Consider the following 16,729-nt stretch of genomic DNA (forward strand, 5'->3'; position numbering starts at 1 on the left):
GCGCCAAGCCGTATTTCCCAGAGATAGAAGACATCATGTCCGCTGCTGCATCCACCCGCATCGAAAAAGACCTGCTCGGCAAGCTCGAAGTCCCCTCCGAGGCCTACTACGGCATCCAGACCCTGCGTGCCGTGCAGAATTTTCGACTGTCCGGTGTACCGCTGTCGCACTACCCGAAACTGGTGATCGCCCTGGCCATGGTCAAGCAGGCCGCCGCCGACGCCAACCGCGAGCTGGGCCACCTGTCCGCCGCCAAGCACACCGCCATCAGCACCGCCTGTGCGCGCATCATCCAGGGCGAGTTCCACGAGCAGTTCGTGGTCGACATGATCCAGGGCGGCGCCGGCACCTCGACCAATATGAACGCCAACGAAGTCATCGCGAACATTGCGCTCGAAGCCATGGGCCATGAGAAAGGCCAGTACGAACACCTGCACCCGAACAACGACGTGAACATGGCGCAGTCGACCAACGACGCCTACCCGACCGCCATCCGCGTCGGCCTGCTGCTCGGCCACGACAGCCTGCTCAACGCCCTCGACAAGCTGATCCAGTCGCTGGCCGCCAAGGGTCTGGAGTTCGGCCACGTGCTGAAGATGGGTCGTACCCAGCTGCAGGACGCCGTGCCGATGACCCTCGGCCAGGAATTCCGTGCCTTCGCCACCACCCTCGGCGAAGATCTGCAGCACCTGAAGATGCTCGCCCCGGCCCTGCTCACTGAAGTGAACCTGGGCGGCACCGCCATCGGCACCGGCATCAACGCCGACCCGGCCTACCAGCTGCTGGCCGTGCAGCGCCTGGCGATCATCAGCGGCCACCCGGTCAAGCCGGCCGCCGACCTGATCGAGGCCACCTCGGACATGGGCGCCTTCGTGCTGTTCTCCGGCATGCTCAAGCGCACCGCGGTCAAGCTGTCGAAGATCTGCAACGACCTGCGCCTGCTCTCCAGCGGCCCGCGCACCGGCATCAACGAGATCAACCTGCCAGCGCGCCAGCCGGGCAGCTCGATCATGCCGGGCAAGGTCAACCCGGTGATCCCGGAAGCGGTCAACCAGGTGGCCTTCGAAGTGATCGGCAACGACCTGGCCCTGACCATGGCGGCCGAGGGCGGCCAGCTGCAGCTGAACGTGATGGAGCCGCTGATCGCCTACAAGATCCTCGACTCGATCCGCCTGCTGACCCGCGCCATGGATATGCTGCGCGAGCTGTGCATCGACGGCATCAGCGCCAACGAGCAGCGCTGCCGCGAGCTGATGGAGAACTCCATCGGCCTGGTCACCGCGCTGAACCCCTATATCGGCTATGAGAACGCCACGCGCATCGCCAAGGTGGCGCTGGAAAGCGGCCGCGGCGTGCTGGAACTGGTGCGCGAGGAGAAGCTACTGGACGACGCCACCCTGGCCGACATCCTCCGCCCGGAAAACATGATCGCGCCGCGCCTGGTGCCGCTGCAGGGCTGATCCGCTTCATCGACCGAGGGGCAGCCCCACGCCTCTTGCCCTCCAGGGATGGCTTCGGCCATCCCTTTTTTATTCCGGCGCGGATGCCCTGCCGCGCGCAATGTAGGGTGGATGACGCCCTTTTCATCCACCATCGGGACCGCCCCGGTGGATGGGTGAAGCGTCATCCACCCTACACCCACGAATCACCGTAGCCCGGATGCAATCCGGGGGCGGGGTCGCGGCATTCCCGGATGGCATCCGGGCTACAACCTCCAAACCCTGCGCAGCAACGTAGGGTGGATGACGCTCTTTTCATCCACCATCGGGACCGCCCCGGTGGATGGGTAAAGCGCCATCCACCCTACATCTGCGAATCACCGTAGCCCGGATGCAATTCGGGAGCGGGGCCGCCGGCATTCCCGGATTACATCCGGGCTATAGCCTCCAAGCCCTGCGCAGCAACGTAGGGTGGATGACGCTCTTTTCATCCACCATCGGGACCGCCCCCGGTGGATAGGTAAAGCGACATCCACCCTACATATGCTAATCACCGTAGCCCGGATGCAATCCGGGAGCGGAGCCGCCGACATTCCCAGATTGCATCCGGGCTACAGCTTCCAGGCCCGGCGCAGCGTGGCGATGGCCTCGCCGATCTGCGCCTCGGGCACGGCGGCGAAACCCAGCACCAGCCCGGCGCGGGCATCCTCCGGCTCAAGGCTGTGCGGCAGCCAATAGTCGCTGAGCCCGTTCATTTCCACGCCAGCGGCGCGGGCGGCGCCGACCAGTTCGCGCTCGCGGGCCAGGCTGTCGACCCGCACGCACAGGTGCAGGCCGGCCTCCACCTTCGGCAGGGCCGCGCAGCCGGGAATCACCGTGGGCCAGTCGCGCAGCAGCGCTTCCAGGCGGGCCCGTGCGGCCTGGCGCATGCGCCGCACATGGCGCTGGAAATGCCCGGCGGCGATGAACTCGGCCATCACCGCCTGGGTACCGATCTCCGAATGGCGCATGTCCACCGCGCGGCGGCGGGCGAAGGCCTCGGTCAGCGCCGGCGGCAACACCAGGTAGCCGAGGCGCAGGGCCGGGAAGGCGATCTTGCAGAAGGTGCCGACGTACAGCACCCGCCCCTGTCGATCCAGCGCCGCCAGAGGCGTTAGCGGGGTGCCGCTGTAGCGATACTCGCCGTCGTAGTCGTCCTCGATGATCCAGCCGTCGCGGCGTTCGGCCCACTCCAGCAGCTCCAGGCGCCGCGCCAACGACAGGGTGACGCCGGTGGGGTACTGGTGCGAGGGCGTGACATACACCAGCCGGCAATCCTCGATGGCGGCCAGCGCAGTGGTATCCAGCCCATCGCCATCCACCGGCACGCCGCACAGCTCGGCACCGGCCACGGCGAAGGCATGACCGGCGGCGCGGTAGCCGGGGTTCTCGACGGCCACCCGCTCGCCAGGCTGCACCAGCAGCTGGGCGCACAGGCTGATGGCCTGCTGGGCGCCGCAGGTGATCACTATCTGCGCCGGGGCGCAGTTCAGCCCGCGGCTGCTGCGCAGGTAGGCGGCCACCAGCTCGCGCAGGGCCGCATCGCCGGCCGGGTCGCCATAGCCCAGGCGCGCCGCCGAGGGCTTGCGCCAGAAGCGCGCCTGCAGCCGCGCCCAGGTCTCGAAGGGGAACAGATCGAAGGCCGGCACACCGATGCGAAAGGCCCGTGGCGCGCCCGTAACCGGCGGCGGCAGATGATGATGCTGCAGACGCTGCAGCGCCGCGCTGGGTGCCGGGCCGCTGGCCAACGGCTGCGCGGCCGGGCGCTCGTTGGCCAGGTCGGCCACGTAGGTGCCATCGCCCACGCGCCCCTCCACATAGCCCTCGGCATACAGCTGGTCGAAGGCGCGGGTCACGGTATTGCGCGAGATGTTCAGCAACGCCGCCAGATCGCGGCTGGCCGGCAGGCGGGTATTTCCACCCAGACGGCCATCGAGGATGCGCTCGCGCAGGGCCTGGTACAGCTGGCGCGCCAGGCCCTGGTCGGGATCGAGGCGAATGCCGGAAAGATCGACCGGCAATGGCGGCATGGCTGACATGGATTGGCTCCATAGAACTGACGTGAAATGGATCTTACAACGGACCAATATCCTGCCTAGCATGGAGTCATTCCGCCAGGAGCCGCCCCCATGTACATGCCCGCCTCGTTCCGCCAGGACGACCTCGCCGAGCTGCACGCGCAGATGCAGGCCAGCTCCTTCGCTCTGCTCACCAGTGCCGGCGCAGAAGGCGTGCAGGCCAGCCATCTACCACTGCTGCTGGAGCCCGGCGAAGGCGAGTTCGGTACCCTCTACGGCCACTTCGCCAGGGCCAACCCGCACTGGCGCGAGCTGCAGGGCGGCGCCGAGGCGCTGGCCGTGTTCTCCGGCCCGGACGCCTATATCAGCCCCAGCTGGTATGCGGCCAAGGCCGAGCACGGCAAGGTGGTGCCGACCTGGAACTACATCGCCGTGCACGCCCGCGGCCCGGTCGAGCTGATCGAAGATCCCGAGCGCCTGCTGCAGATAGTCAGCCGCCTCAGCGACCAGCACGAGAGTGGCCGCGCCCGGCCCTGGGCGGTCAGCGATGCGCCGCGCGACTACATCGACGCCATGCTGCGCGCCATCGTCGGCTTCGCCCTGCCGATCCGCCGCCTGGATGGCAAATGGAAGCTCGGGCAGAACCGCTCGGCCATCGACCAGGTCGGCGTGCGCGATGGCCTCGACGCCTCATCCAACCCACGCGACCTCGAACTGGCGGCGCGCATGACCTGAGCCCCACTAGTTCCCTCTCCCCGCTGGGGAGAGGGTTAGGGAGAGGGGAAGGCCCCACCCGCATTCGCATACCAAGGAGGAACCATGCTCGATATCCGCCCGATCACCGCCGCCGACCATGCCGCCTGGCTACCGCTCTGGCAGGGCTACCAGCGCTTCTACAACGCCACGATCGCCGACGAGACCAGCGCCCTAACATGGCAGCGCTTCCTCGACCCGGCCGAGCCGATGCACGCCGCCCTGGCCTGGCGCGACGGCGAGGCCGTGGGCCTGGTGCACTACATCTACCACCGCAGCTGCTGGACCACGGGCGACTACTGCTATCTGCAGGACCTGTACGTCGCGGAAAACATCCGCGGCGGCGGCATCGGCCGCGCGTTGATCGAATACGTCTACGCCGAGGCGGCGGCCGCCGGCGCCAGTCGCGTGCATTGGCTGACCCAGGAAACCAACTACCAGGGGCGCATGCTCTACGACCGCATCGCCGACCGCTCCGGCTTTATCCAGTACCGGAAGCTGCTGGGATGAGCGCCGACCTGAGCCAGTGGCAGCCACGACCCTTCCCGCCACATGACCCGCTGCAGGGCCGCTTCATTCGCCTGGAGCCGCTGGATACCGCCCGGCATGGCGATGATCTCTGGCAGGAGTTGCAGGGCCCGGACCCGGCGCTGTGGGACTACCTGCCCTACGGCCCCTTCACCGAGCACGCGGCCTTCGATGCCTGGCTGGCCGGCAATGCCGAGAGCCGCGATCCGCAGTTCTATGCCGTGGTCGAGCAGACCAGCGCACGCGCTCTCGGCCTGCTCGCCTATCTGCGCATCACACCCAAGGATGGCTGCATCGAGCTCGGCCACGTCGCCTTTGGCGGCGCCATGCAACGCACGCCGGGAGCCACCGAGGCGGTGTTCCTGCTGGCGCAGCATGCCTTCGACACCCTTGGCTACCGCCGCTTCGAGTGGAAGTGCAACTCGAGGAACGCCCGCTCCCGGCGCGCCGCCGAACGCTTCGGCTTCAGCTACGAGGGACTTTTCCGCCAGCATATGGTGATCAAGGGCGAGAACCGCGACACCGCCTGGTATGCGCTGATCGACAGCGAATGGCCGCAGTGCCGCGCCGCCTTCCAGCACTGGCTGGCGACGGACAACTTCGATGCCGATGGTAAGCAGATTAAGAGGCTGGAGGAGCTGCACGCCTGAGGTTCAGTATACCCGGCACTCGCCCTCACTGATGGTATCCAGCAGGCGCTGGCGATAGCGGCTCTCGCCATCGAACTCGGCCACCGGTGGGCGATCACTGAAGGGCTCGCGGAACTCCAGGCTGACCAGCAGCTTGTACACCTGGTAGCGCTTGCGCACCTGACGGTGGCCGGGGCAGTCGGAGAAGTGGCCCTGCTCCACCGTCGATTCTTCCTCGCAATTGCTGTCGTCCTCGTGGTCCTCGTAACGCTCCGTGCCTTCGCGGTAGCTCTTGCGGCCGCAGTCCAGGCGGTTCACCGGCTGGCTGCAGTAGCCGGACGTGGTACACGACTCATACTCGTCGCGCTCGGCGGTTTCCGTGCGAACTTCCTGCCAACGCGCCTGGATGTCGTAGGCCAGGCCGCTGTCCTGGCTGTCGATGAAGAAGGAGTTGCCGGCGTAGTCACCGGAAGACACCCAGGCTTTGAAGGCGGAGCGCTCGTCATGCAGGCGCAGACGCCCCAGCAGCCAGGGATCGGGGTTGAACTCCAGGCGCATATGCCCCTGTTTGAGCGTGACATCCTCGGCCAACTGCAGCGGCTGGCTGTCCTGGGTGAACAGATAGCCCTGGCCCGACAGACTGCTGCAACCGACGGCCAGCAGACACAGCGACACAACCACAAGACGGCGCAGCAGCGCCCTCGACCCATAGATTGCCAACACGCTCTATCACTCCTTGATGGGGCAGCTGTCGCCCTGGCATCCATACGACCTTGCCGCTGCGCTTTGATTCGCCGCCCTACTCGATTTCGAACAGGCCGTTCTTCAGCGGCGCCACGGCCAGGCGCTGGCGCACGTCGTCGTCGATGCGCGGGTCGTCCGGGCGGTACAGGCGCACTTGGCGGTAGGCGCTGATGCGGTTGATCTCAGCGCCCAGGTATTCCCACACCACGCGGGTGCAGGCCGGGTTGCGTCGGTCGCCGCTGGAGACGCCGGTCTTCAGGCCGTTGAGGCGGGTAATGCGGCTCTTGTAGCTGGGGATGAGGATGGTCTGGCTCATCTCGTTGACGGTCAGCGACTCGTAGTCCATCAGGAACAGCCGGTCCTGCAGCTGGAAGGCGGCGCCCAGGTAGCGGCAGCGCACCCAGTCCTCGCCCTGCACGTCGCTGCTGGCGGAGCGCTCCTGGCGTTCCTGGCGCTCGAACAGGAAGTCGCCGTCCTCTTCGCGCAGGTGCACCAGCGACAACAGCACCATGCCCGGCACCGACATGCAGTTGGAGTATTCGAAGTAGTAGCCGCAGTAGCGCGACAGGTTGCCGGTCTGCTCGCGCAGCGGCTTGAGCAGCTCGACCAGCGCGTCGGCGCGCTTGCCGGCCACCTGGCCCGGTTCGCGGGCGCCGAGCAGGCGGCTGAACTGTTCCGGCGGCAGCAGCAGCTCGTAGTCCTCGACGCCGAAGAAGTCGCAGATACGCTTGAGGTTGTAGGGCGTCGGGCGGCTCTGGCCGCTAAGGTACTTGTTGAACTGGGCGCGATTGATCGCCAGCTTGCGGCAAACCTCGGCGATCGAACGGTAATGGCTGCAGAGCAGCTTGAGGTTGTCGCCTAGAGTGTCCGACATAGAGCCTTTCCTGGTGATGCGAGCGACGCGATTCTAGCATCAGGTAGCGCCAACTCGCCGCAACCCGCGAAATTGCCCACGGCGCCTGCCGGGTCGACCATGCGCCAGCCGCGCGTGCTGTACCGGCGGTCATCACGCATAACTACAAGAGAGACAACCCATCATGCTCGATCTCCTCAACGACCTGCTCTGGAGCAAGGTCCTCATCGTCGCCCTGGTCGGTCTCGGCCTGTACTTCTCCATCCGCTCGCGTTTCGTGCAGTTCCGCTACTTCGGCAACATGTTCAGCATCTTCGCCGAAGCCTTCCAGCGTAAGCCCGGTCAACTCAGCTCGTTCCAGGCCCTGATGCTGTCGGTCGCGGGCCGCGTGGGTGCCGGCAACATCGCCGGTGTAGCCGTCGCCATCATGCTCGGCGGCCCGGGCGCGGTATTCTGGATGTGGCTGGTCGCGCTGCTCGGCATGGCCACCAGCTATTTCGAATGCTCCCTGGCCCAGCTGTACAAGCGCCGCGAGCCCGACGGCAGCTACCGCGGCGGCCCGGCCTTCTACATCGAGCACGGCCTCGGCCTGCGCTGGCTGGCGATCGTCTTCTCGATCCTGCTGCTGGTGACCTTCGGCTTCGGCTTCAACGCCGTGCAGTCCTACACCGTCGCCACTTCGCTGCATGACACCTTCGGCCTGCCTACCCACTTCAGCGGCATCGCCCTGGTAGCGGTGATCGGCCTGATCATCTTCGGCGGCATCAAGCGCATCGCCAGCATGGCCGACGTGCTGGTGCCGATCATGGCCTTCTCCTACATCGGCATGGCCCTGGTGGTGATTGGCATGAACGTCTCCGACGTGCCGGCCACCCTGGCGCTGATCGTCAAGAGCGCCTTCGGCCTGGAGCCGGCCTTCGCCGGCGGCATCGGCGCGGCCATCATCATGGGCGTCAAGCGCGGCCTGTTCTCCAACGAAGCCGGCCTGGGCAGTGCGCCGAACGTGGCCGCCGTGGCCGAGGTCAAGCACCCGGCCGCCCAGGGCATCGTGCAGTCGCTGAGCGTGTTCATCGACACCCTGCTGGTGTGCACCAGCACCGCGCTGATCATCCTGCTCTCCGGCGTCTACCAGCCGGGCAGCGAGATGGCCGGCGTGGTCCTGACCCAGAGCGCCCTGGCGGCCCAGGTCGGCGAGTGGGGCCGGGTGTTCGTCAGCATGGCCCTGCTGCTCTTCGTCTTCACCACCCTGGTGTACAACTACTACCTGGGCGAGAACGCGCTGGGCTTCTTCAGCAGCAAGCGCTGGCTGGTGCAGGTCTACCGCGTCTTGGTCATCTGCCTGGTGCTGTGGGGTTCGATGCAGGACCTGTCCACCGTGTTCGGCTTCGCCGACGTGACCATGGGCCTGCTGGCACTGGTCAACCTGTTCGCCGTGTTCATGCTGTTCAACGTCGGCCTGCGCCTGATGCGTGACTACGATGCGCAGATCAAGGCCGGCGTCGCCAGCCCGGTGCTGGACGCCAAGCAGTTCGCCGATCTGGACCTCGACCCGAGCGTCTGGGCCGGTGCGAGCAAGGCCGAGAGCCCTCTCAGCGAGAGCGCCGAGATCGGCCACAGCCAGCATCAGCGCTGAGTCATATCGGGTATGAAAAAAGGGGGCACACAGCCCCCTTTTTCTTGGTCCCAGCTCTGCCCAGCGTCTTACACTCGGGCGAGACCGCCCACGTCATTTGATCGGATACGCGCATGAACCCTTCGCAGAACCTGCTGGTGCTCTACACCGGCGGCACCATCGGCATGCAGATGAGCGAGGCCGGGCTGGCCCCGGCTTCCGGCTTCGAGGATCGCCTCAAGGCCGAGCAGGCCCTGCACCCGGAGCGCCCGGCGCCGGCCTGGCGCTTCCGCGAACTGAGCCCGCCGATCGACAGCGCCAACATGCGCCAGGCCAACTGGCTGGCCATGCGCGACGCCATCGTCCAGGCCGTGGATGAGGACGGCTGCGATGCCGTGCTGCTGCTGCACGGCACCGACACCCTGGCCTACAGCGCCGCGGCGCTGAGCTTCCTGCTGCTGGGCATCGAGGTGCCGGTGCTGCTGACCGGCTCCATGCTGCCGGTGGGCAGCCCGGGCAGCGACGCCTGGCCCAACCTGTTCGGCGCCCTGGCGGCGCTCAGCGAGGGTTGCCTGCCCGGCGTGCACCTGTTCTTCGACGGCCAGCTGCTGCATGGTGCCCGCGCCAGCAAGCTGAAGAGCGAGGCCTTCGATGCCTTCGCCAACATGCATCGCCCACGCCACGCGGCGCGCCTCGACGAGCTGCCCGCGGCGCTGCACTACCGTCAGCCGCGCCGCCCGGTGACCCTGGCCGTGCAGCCGCTGTTCCCCGGCCTGAGCGCCGCCCAGCTGCGCGCCGTGCTGGCGGATGATGTGCAAGGCGTGCTGCTGGAATGCTACGGCAGCGGCACCGGGCCGTCGGACGATGCCGAGTTCCTCGCCGTGCTGCGTGAAGCCCATGAGCGCGGCGTGGTGTTGGCCGCCATCAGCCAGTGCCCGCAGGGCCATGTCGACTTCGAGGTGTACGCCGCCGGCAGCGCCCTGGCCGAGGCCGGCCTGGTCAGCGGCACCGGCATGACCCGCGAGGCCGCGCTGGCCAAGCTGTTCAGCCTGCTCGGCGCCGGCCTGCCCCAGGCCGAGGTGGAGCGCCTGTTCGTCTTCGATCTGTGCGGAGAGTGCGCCGACTGAGGGACGCGGGGCCTTCAAAATTCCGTAATACGTTCTGGGCATAGTCGCTGGCTTTATTATTCCAACGACTGGTGACCCAGCATGAATCCGCTCCTGCGCCCTCTCCCCCTGGTCCTGGCCCTGCAGGCCGCCATCGCCGGCCCGGCCTTCGCCGCCGGCTTCACCGTCACCACCGGCAGCATGGTGAACAGTGGCCAGAGCCTGACCGGCGCCGGCGTGGTACAGCAGGGCGGTACGCTGAGCAGCAGCGGCGGCACGGTGGCGGTGAGCGTCGGCAGCGGCACCTCGACCCTGAGCAACGCCGGCACCATTCAGCAGACCGGAACCGGTCGCACCATCGACGCCAACAGCGGCACGCCCGTGCTGACCATCAGCAACCAGGAAGGCGGGCTGATCGACGCCGCCGGCAGCGTGGCCATCCGCCTCAACCGCGCCGCCGGGCAATACATCATCGACAACCAGGGCAGCATCACCCAGAGCGGCGTTTCGGTGAACGGCGAGCGGGCGATCAAGGCCGACGCCGACTACAGCAGCACCGGCAACCAGATCATCAACGGCGCCGCCAACAACCGCGACGCACTGATCAGCGCCACTGGCAACGACGCGATCCGCCTGGGCAGCAACTTCACCCTGACCAACTACGGACGCATCGTCTCCACCGGCACAGTGAACACCAGCTGCCCGGACTACCTGACCTGCACCAACGACTACTCCGCCGCCGACGGCGTGGCCATCGAGAACGCCCGCGGCAATGTGGCCATCCTCAACCACGGCAGCATCGAAGGCCCGCGCCACGCCATCGACGGCGGCGACCCGCTGGCGGCCGACGCCGATGCCGACCTGTTCGGCCTGGAGCGGCTGATCGTCACCAGCGCCGACGGCAACGGCGTGACCTTCGCCAAGGTGGTCGATGGCGTCACCACCAACGGCGTGAGCATCGCCAACCCGGTGGTGGTCAACTACGCCGACGGCAGCCTGATCGGCCACAACGGCTCCGGCGTCGGCCTCGACGGCCACGGCGTGGTGTTCAACCATGGCCTGATCAGCGGCCGCTATGCCGGCGCGGGCAACGTCTTCGACCACGAGGGCCTGGGCCAGACCACCAGCAATGGCGATGGCGACGGTGTCGACATCGACGGCATGGCCTATGTCGAGAACCACGGGCGCATCGAGGGTCTGGGCGCCGGCGGCCTGGACTCCGGCGGCAACCCCAATGGCGCGGACGGCATCGCCGCCGGGGGCGGCACCATCATCAACCTCGCCGGCGCGAGCATCTTCGGCCAGTCCAAGGGCATCCTGATCGACGACGGTGCCAGCGGCAGCGCCTCGGCCAGCGGGCGCGGCACCGACTCCGCGCATGGCGGCGCGGCGCGCATCGACAACGCCGGCAGCATCATCGGCGCCGAGGACGCCGCCATCGGCCTGGTCGGCGACTACGCCGACCTGCTGATCAACCGCAGCGGCGGGGTGATCCGTGGTGGCGCCGACGCCACCCGCGTCGACCAGCTCGGCAGCACCACCGCCGCCGCGGCCGTGCAGATGGGCGCGGGCGCCGACGTTCTCAGCAACGCCGGCCTGATCGAAGGCCAGAACGGCCTGGCGGTGGACCTCGGCGCCGGGGACGACCAGCTGTTCGTGCTCGGCGGCAGCCAGTTCATCGGCAGCATCAACGGCGGCGCCGGCAACGACCTGGTGCTGCTCGATGATGCCGCCGGTGGCAGTCTGGCCGACACCCTCGGCTTCGAGCAGCTGCAAGTGGCTCAAGGTGCCTGGACCCTGGATAGCGACGACTTCGGCACCGGCGTCGACGTGCTCGGCGGCAGCCTGCGCAACCTCGGGCGCATCCAGGGCGACGTGCAGGTCGCCAGCGGCGCCGGCTTCGGTGGCGGGCGGGTCGAGGGCGACCTGAGCCTGGCCGGTGGCGCCAAGCTGATCCTCGACGTGGCCGCCGATGGCAGCCACGCGCCCACCTCGGTCGGCGGCAGCGCCAGCATCGCCGGCGCCAGCCTGAGCATCGTCGGCGGCGCCGGCGACTATCCGCGCATCGGCCAGTACCAGGTGCTGCAGGCCGGTGGCGGCATCAGCGGCCAGTTCGCCTCGGTCAGCAGCAACCTGGCCTTCCTCACCGCCGAGCTGAGTTATGACGCCGACAGCGTCGAGCTGCAGCTACTGCGCAACGACCTGGACTTCGCCGACCTGGCCAGCAGCGGCAACGGTCGCAACGTGGCCGACGCCATTCAGGGCAGCGGCGACGGCCAGCTCTACCAGACTCTGCTCGGCAGCGACGCGGAGCAGGCGCAGCGCGGCCTGGAACAGCTGGCCGGCAGCAGCAACGCCAGCATCGCCAGCGCAACCCTGGCCGGCGGCGCCCAAGTCGGCGCCAGCATGCTCTCGGCCATGCAGCAGATGGGCGGCAGCGGCAACCTGCAGGCCGCCCTGCTGCGCGAAGACGGCCCGCAACTGGCCGCCAGCGGCGTGCCGCGCGACGCCCGCAACCTGAACGACCCGCACGCCGCCGGCCGCCTGTGGCTGCAGGGCCTGGGCAGCCACGGCAAGCTGGATGCCGACAGTGGCGACATTCGCCAGGACAGCGCCGGCGCCGTGCTCGGCGCCGACTGGGCCCTGGGCAGCGCCTGGCGTCTGGGCGTGCTCGGTGGCTACGGGCGTACCGACGTGGACGCCGACCAAGGCGCCGGCAACGATATCGACAGCCTGCACCTGGGCCTCTACGCCCAGCGCCAGAGCGGCCCGCTGGCCCTGCGCCTGGGTGCCGCCTACAGCCAGCACGACAACAACGCCGAGCGCCGCGTCGACTTCAGTGGCTTCCGCGATCACCTGCGCGCCGACTACGACGCCGACAGCCAGCAGGTCTTCGCCGAGCTGGGCTACCAGCTGGCCGACGGTCGCCTGCTCGCCGAGCCGTTCGCCGCCCTCGGCTACCAACGCTACAGCCACGAGAGCTACAGCGAGAAAGGCGGCGCCGCCGCCCTGCGCGTGGAAGAGGAAGACCAGGACAACGTCAGCAGCACCCTCGGCGTACGCGTCGCCCACCTCGGCACGCTGGACAACGGCATGAGCCTGACCCCGCGCGCCAGCCTGGGCTGGCGCCACACCTACGGCGACCTGCAAAGCGGTGCGCGGCAGTCCTTCCTCACCGGCGGCAACGCCTTCAGCGTCGAAGGCGCAGCGCTGGACCGCAACAGCCTGCTGGTCGAGGCCGGCGTCGACCTCGGCCTCAGCGCCGAGCAGAGTCTGGGCCTGGGCTACAGCGGCGAGCTGGGCAGCGATGCGCAGAACCACGCGCTGATCGCCCAGTGGCAGGCGCGCTTCTAAGAGCCAAGCCAGCGATGTAGCCCGGACCTCAGTCCGGGAGCTGGCAGGGGTGCCCCGGACTGAAGTCCGGGCTACCGACTAGATCCCATCCAGCTCCGACACTCCCCTCTCCCCCGGGAGAGGGGCCGGGGGTGAGGGCTTCCGGCGTAGGGCGGGTGCAACCCGCGCATTTCCCCCCGCGGGTTTCACCCGCCCTACGATTCAAGCCAACGGCGCGAACACCGACCAGCCGATCCGCTCGCTGAGCAACTCCAGCGCCGCCATGCCGGCCAGGGAGTTGCCGGCGGCGTTCAGCTCCGGCGACCACACGCAGATGCTGAAACGCCCCGGCACCACCGCGACGATGCCGCCGCCGACGCCGCTCTTGCCGGGCAGGCCGACGCGGTAGGCGAAGTTGCCGGCCTCGTCGTACAGGCCGCTGGTGGCCATGATCGCGTTGACCTGCTGGGTCTGGCGCGGCGTGAGGATCGGCTCGCCGCTGCGCGGGCACAGGCCCTGGTTGGCCAGAAAGCCAAAGGCGCGGGCCAGGTCGACGCAGCTCATGGCCAATGCGCAGTGGTGGAAGTAGCTGCGCAGCACCGCCTCGACCTCGTTGTGGAAGTTGCCGAAGGCCTGCATCAGGTAGGCCGCGGCGGCGTTGCGCGCGCGGTGCTGGTACTCCGACTCGGCGACCTTGGCGTCCGACACCAGCAGCGGGTTGCCGGCCAGGCGCCGGGCCAGGTCGCGCATGGACAGGGCCGGGGCGGCGAAGCGCGACTGGTTGATGTCGCAGATCACCAGGGCGCCGGCGTTGATGAACGGGTTGCGCGGCCGGCCACGCTCGAACTCCAGCTGCACCAGCGAGTTGAACGGCTGGCCGGACGGCTCGTGGCCGAGGCGCTGCCAGATGTCCTCGCCGGAATGCTGGATCGCCTGCACCAGGCTGAACACCTTGGAGATGCTCTGGATCGAGAACGGCTCGGCGGCGTCACCGGCGGTGTGCAGGCTGCCATCCACGCCCAGCACCGCGATCCCCAGACGGTCACCCGCCACCTCGGCCAGCGCCGGGATGTAGTCGGCCACCTTGCCCCGCCCCAGCAGCGGGCGCACCTGGTCCAGTATCTCGTTCAACAGCGCCTGCATGGTCGGCCTCGTGCGTGTGCGGGTGCCGAAATAGACGCCGGCGGCATGCTCGCCATCACAGCCGGTGGGAGCGGCATTCCGATTGACCGCGATGGCAGCAGGGGCAAAAGCTTCGCGACCAAGGTGGCTCCCACAGAAGATTCGCCCTGCCCATCGGCTATCTCGGCAGGCAGGTTGACCGTAATTATCCCTTTGTTGGCCGCCGTTATCGTTCACCCCGCTCACCGGGCCAGCCAACAATTCGCCCAGCCCATCGAGGAGAACAACAAGATGCTGACCTACTACAGCGACGACCACCGCCTGCACCACGCCCAGGGCGAGATGGTCGGCGGCGAATTCAAACCCTGCTTCGAGATGCCGGCGCGCGCCGATCACGTGCTGGCCCGCGTGCGCGAGCGCAACATCGGCGAAGTGCTGGCACCCCGCGAGTTCGGCCTGGCGCCGATCGCCCGCATCCACACCGGTGACTATCTGGACTTCCTGCAGAAGGCTGGGCCGGCTGGGCCGCCCAGGGCAACACGGCCGACTTCCTGCCCGGCGTGTTCCCGGCCCGGCATCTGCGCGCCAAGCGCCCCAACGACCTCTACGGCCAGTACGGCTTCCACAGCTTCGACTGCTTCGCACCGATCACCGCCGGCACCTGGCAGGCGGTGTACAGCTCGGCGCAGATCGCCCTGAGCGGCCAGGCCGAGATCGCCGCCGGCGCGCACAGCGCCTTCGCCCTGTGCCGCCCGCCGGGCCACCACGCCAGCGTCGACGTGATGGGCGGTTACTGCTACCTGAACAACGTGGCCATCGCCGCTCAAGCCTTCCTCGACCAGGGCGCCGCGCGGGTGGCCATCCTCGACGTCGACTACCACCACGGCAACGGCACCCAGTCGATCTTCTACGACCGCGATGACGTGCTGGTGGCCAACATCCACGGCTGCCCGAGCTTCGAGTACCCGCACTTCCTCGGCTATGCCGACGAGACCGGCGCCGGCCGTGGCGAGGGCTTCAACCTCAACCTGCCGCTGGCCGCCGGCAGCGCCTGGGACCTCTGGGGCGCCGCCCTGGAAACCGCCTGCCAGCGCATCGCCGCCTACGGCCCGGACGTGGTGCTGGTGTCCCTCGGCGTCGACACCTACCAGAACGACCCGATCTCCAGTTTCAAACTGGACAGCCCGGACTACCTGCGCATGGGCGAACGCATCGCCGCGCTGGGCAAGCCGGTGCTGTTCGTCATGGAAGGCGGCTATGCCGTCGCCGAAATCGGCATCAACGCCGTCAACGTGCTCGAAGGCTTCCAGGGCGCCTAAAGCGCCCTGCACAGGAGAAAAATAAAATGAAGAAACTGCTCGCCGCCGCGCTCTGCGGCCTGACCCTGGCCGGCACGGCCCAGGCCGCCGACCGCGAACTCAAGGTCTACAACTGGTTCGACTACATCACCCCGGAAACCCTGACCCAGTTCAAGCAGGACAGCGGCATCAAGCTGACCTACGACATCTTCGACACCAACGAGGCGCTGGAGGCCAAGCTGCTCACCGGCAACTCTGGCTATGACCTGGTGGTGCCGTCCAATGTGTTCCTGGCCAAGCAGGTCGAGGCCGGCGTGTTCCAGAAGCTCGACCGTTCGCTGCTGCCCAACTGGCAGCACCTCGACCCGCAGCTGATGAAGCTGATCGAGGCCAACGATCCGGGCAACCAGTACGCCGTGCCCTACATGTACGGCACCGTGCTGATCGGCTTCAACCCGGACAAGGTCAAGGCCGCCCTCGGCGACAACGCGCCGGTGGACAGCTGGGACCTGATCTTCAAGGAAGAGAACATCGCCAAGCTGCAGCAGTGCGGCGTGGTCCTGCTCGACTCGCCGTCGGAAATCCTGCCGCTGGCCCTGCACTACCTGGGCCTGTCGCCCAACAGCAAGGAGCCGGCCGACTACGCCAAGGCCGAGCAGCTGCTGAGCAAGATCCGCCCGCACGTACGCTACTTCCACAGCTCCAAGTACATGAGCGACATCGCCAACGGCGAGATCTGCGTGGCCGTGGGCTACTCGGGCAGCTTCTCGCAGGCCGCCAACAACGCCAGGCAGGCGAAGAACGGCGTGACCGTGGACATGCGCCTGCCCAAGGAAGGCGCGCCGATCTGGTTCGACCTGATGGCGATTCCGAAGGACGCGAAGAACATCGACGAGGCCCACGCCTTCATCAACTTCCTGCTGCAGCCGCAGGTGATCGCGCCGATCTCCGACTTCGTCGGCTACCCCAACCCGAACAAGGACGCCACCGCGCTGGTCGCCGAGTCGATCCGCACCAACCCCAACCTGTACCCGACCGCCGAGGCCATGCAGAAGCTCTACACCCTCGAGCCGCTGCCGCGTGCCGCCGAGCGCGCCCGTACCCGCGCCTGGAGCAAGATCAAGACCGGCAACTGAGCCGTTCGCGCAGTACCCGAGACCGGCCACTTGGCCGGTCTTTTTTTGCCCAGCGCAGCGGCAACTGACGAAGCGCTTGGACAAGCCGGCGGACGGCTGCTTAGTTCACTGGTCAGGAC

12 protein-coding genes and 1 pseudogene are annotated in these 16,729 nt (G+C 67.9%); 9 read left to right on the forward strand and 4 right to left on the reverse strand.

What is annotated here, in order from left to right; translation table 11 throughout:
• Window positions 1-35: 35 nt before the first annotated feature.
• Window positions 36-1,460 carry an aspartate ammonia-lyase gene (locus N7607_RS07230; protein ID WP_279864584.1) on the forward strand — a complete coding sequence of 475 codons (1,425 nt, stop codon included), beginning with the start codon at window positions 36-38 and terminating at the stop codon, window positions 1,458-1,460.
• A gap of 590 nt (window positions 1,461-2,050) precedes the next feature.
• On the opposite strand, the gene N7607_RS07235 is transcribed toward N7607_RS07230, so the two are convergent.
• Entirely contained in the window at window positions 2,051-3,517 is a 1,467-nt protein-coding gene (locus tag N7607_RS07235; RefSeq protein ID WP_279864583.1) for a PLP-dependent aminotransferase family protein, read from the reverse strand.
• Window positions 3,518-3,607: 90 nt separating this feature from the next.
• On the opposite strand from N7607_RS07235, the gene N7607_RS07240 reads away from it, so the two are divergent.
• From N7607_RS07240 to N7607_RS07250, 3 genes are all read left to right on the forward strand, one after another.
• The gene (locus N7607_RS07240) at window positions 3,608-4,231 is read left to right on the forward strand and encodes an FMN-binding negative transcriptional regulator (RefSeq protein WP_279864582.1); all 624 of its coding nucleotides are present in this window, start codon (window positions 3,608-3,610) and stop codon (window positions 4,229-4,231) included.
• An 84-nt stretch (window positions 4,232-4,315) separates the two neighbouring features.
• Window positions 4,316-4,759, forward strand: a complete 444-nt coding sequence (locus N7607_RS07245) for a GNAT family N-acetyltransferase (protein ID WP_279864580.1) — start codon at window positions 4,316-4,318, stop codon at window positions 4,757-4,759.
• Window positions 4,756-5,427, forward strand: coding sequence for a GNAT family protein (locus tag N7607_RS07250; RefSeq protein ID WP_279864579.1), 672 nt, complete (start codon window positions 4,756-4,758; stop codon window positions 5,425-5,427). Before N7607_RS07245 ends, N7607_RS07250 begins: the two co-directional genes overlap by 4 nt.
• 3 nt (window positions 5,428-5,430) lie before the next feature.
• Here the strand turns inward: N7607_RS07250 and N7607_RS07255 are convergent, their stop codons facing one another.
• A complete protein-coding gene (locus tag N7607_RS07255; protein WP_279864577.1) occupies window positions 5,431-6,129 on the reverse strand; it encodes a hypothetical protein in 699 nt (232 codons plus the stop codon).
• A gap of 76 nt (window positions 6,130-6,205) precedes the next feature.
• Complete coding sequence (locus N7607_RS07260) at window positions 6,206-7,024, reverse strand: helix-turn-helix transcriptional regulator (protein WP_279864576.1); 819 nt, start codon at window positions 7,022-7,024, stop codon at window positions 6,206-6,208.
• A gap of 163 nt (window positions 7,025-7,187) precedes the next feature.
• Between N7607_RS07260 and N7607_RS07265 the strand changes: the two genes are divergently transcribed.
• From N7607_RS07265 to N7607_RS07275, 3 genes are all read left to right on the forward strand, one after another.
• On the forward strand, window positions 7,188-8,636 hold the full coding sequence (locus tag N7607_RS07265; protein ID WP_279864575.1) for an alanine/glycine:cation symporter family protein: 1,449 nt from the start codon (window positions 7,188-7,190) through the stop codon (window positions 8,634-8,636).
• 113 nt (window positions 8,637-8,749) lie between these two features.
• Window positions 8,750-9,742: an asparaginase gene (locus N7607_RS07270; RefSeq protein WP_279864573.1), complete on the forward strand. Its 993-nt coding sequence runs from the start codon at window positions 8,750-8,752 to the stop codon at window positions 9,740-9,742.
• Window positions 9,743-9,823: 81 nt separating this feature from the next.
• A complete protein-coding gene (locus tag N7607_RS07275; RefSeq protein WP_279864572.1) occupies window positions 9,824-13,075 on the forward strand; it encodes an autotransporter outer membrane beta-barrel domain-containing protein in 3,252 nt (1,083 codons plus the stop codon).
• A 201-nt stretch (window positions 13,076-13,276) separates the two neighbouring features.
• Here N7607_RS07275 and glsB read toward each other — a convergent pair whose 3' ends face one another.
• Window positions 13,277-14,197 (reverse strand): glutaminase B, encoded by a 921-nt coding sequence (glsB, locus tag N7607_RS07280; protein WP_279869219.1) that lies wholly within the window; start codon window positions 14,195-14,197, stop codon window positions 13,277-13,279.
• A gap of 270 nt (window positions 14,198-14,467) precedes the next feature.
• Here glsB and N7607_RS07285 point away from each other — a divergent pair.
• Both N7607_RS07285 and N7607_RS07290 read left to right on the forward strand, forming a co-directional pair.
• Window positions 14,468-15,495: pseudogene (locus tag N7607_RS07285) on the forward strand (histone deacetylase family protein).
• 26 nt (window positions 15,496-15,521) lie between these two features.
• Window positions 15,522-16,610 carry a polyamine ABC transporter substrate-binding protein gene (locus tag N7607_RS07290; RefSeq protein WP_279869220.1) on the forward strand — a complete coding sequence of 363 codons (1,089 nt, stop codon included), beginning with the start codon at window positions 15,522-15,524 and terminating at the stop codon, window positions 16,608-16,610.
• Window positions 16,611-16,729: the final 119 nt, after the last annotated feature.

Origin of the sequence: Pseudomonas sp. GD04019 (genome assembly GCF_029837695.1) — a bacterium.
GTDB lineage: Bacteria > Pseudomonadota > Gammaproteobacteria > Pseudomonadales > Pseudomonadaceae > Aquipseudomonas.

Excerpts from the sequence above, each read along its gene's own strand:
- N7607_RS07250 (WP_279864579.1), top strand. The coding sequence starts at position 4,756 with ATGAGCGCCGACCTGAGCCAGTGGCAGCCACGACCCTTCCCGCCACAT.
- N7607_RS07240 (WP_279864582.1), top strand. The coding sequence starts at position 3,608 with ATGTACATGCCCGCCTCGTTCCGCCAGGACGACCTCGCCGAGCTGCAC.
- glsB (WP_279869219.1), bottom strand. The coding sequence starts at position 14,197 with ATGCAGGCGCTGTTGAACGAGATACTGGACCAGGTGCGCCCGCTGCTG.
- N7607_RS07275 (WP_279864572.1), top strand. The coding sequence starts at position 9,824 with ATGAATCCGCTCCTGCGCCCTCTCCCCCTGGTCCTGGCCCTGCAGGCC.
- N7607_RS07245 (WP_279864580.1), top strand. The coding sequence starts at position 4,316 with ATGCTCGATATCCGCCCGATCACCGCCGCCGACCATGCCGCCTGGCTA.
- N7607_RS07270 (WP_279864573.1), top strand. The coding sequence starts at position 8,750 with ATGAACCCTTCGCAGAACCTGCTGGTGCTCTACACCGGCGGCACCATC.
- N7607_RS07265 (WP_279864575.1), top strand. The coding sequence starts at position 7,188 with ATGCTCGATCTCCTCAACGACCTGCTCTGGAGCAAGGTCCTCATCGTC.
- N7607_RS07290 (WP_279869220.1), top strand. The coding sequence starts at position 15,522 with ATGAAGAAACTGCTCGCCGCCGCGCTCTGCGGCCTGACCCTGGCCGGC.
- N7607_RS07260 (WP_279864576.1), bottom strand. The coding sequence starts at position 7,024 with ATGTCGGACACTCTAGGCGACAACCTCAAGCTGCTCTGCAGCCATTAC.
- N7607_RS07230 (WP_279864584.1), top strand. The coding sequence starts at position 36 with ATGTCCGCTGCTGCATCCACCCGCATCGAAAAAGACCTGCTCGGCAAG.
- N7607_RS07235 (WP_279864583.1), bottom strand. The coding sequence starts at position 3,517 with ATGTCAGCCATGCCGCCATTGCCGGTCGATCTTTCCGGCATTCGCCTC.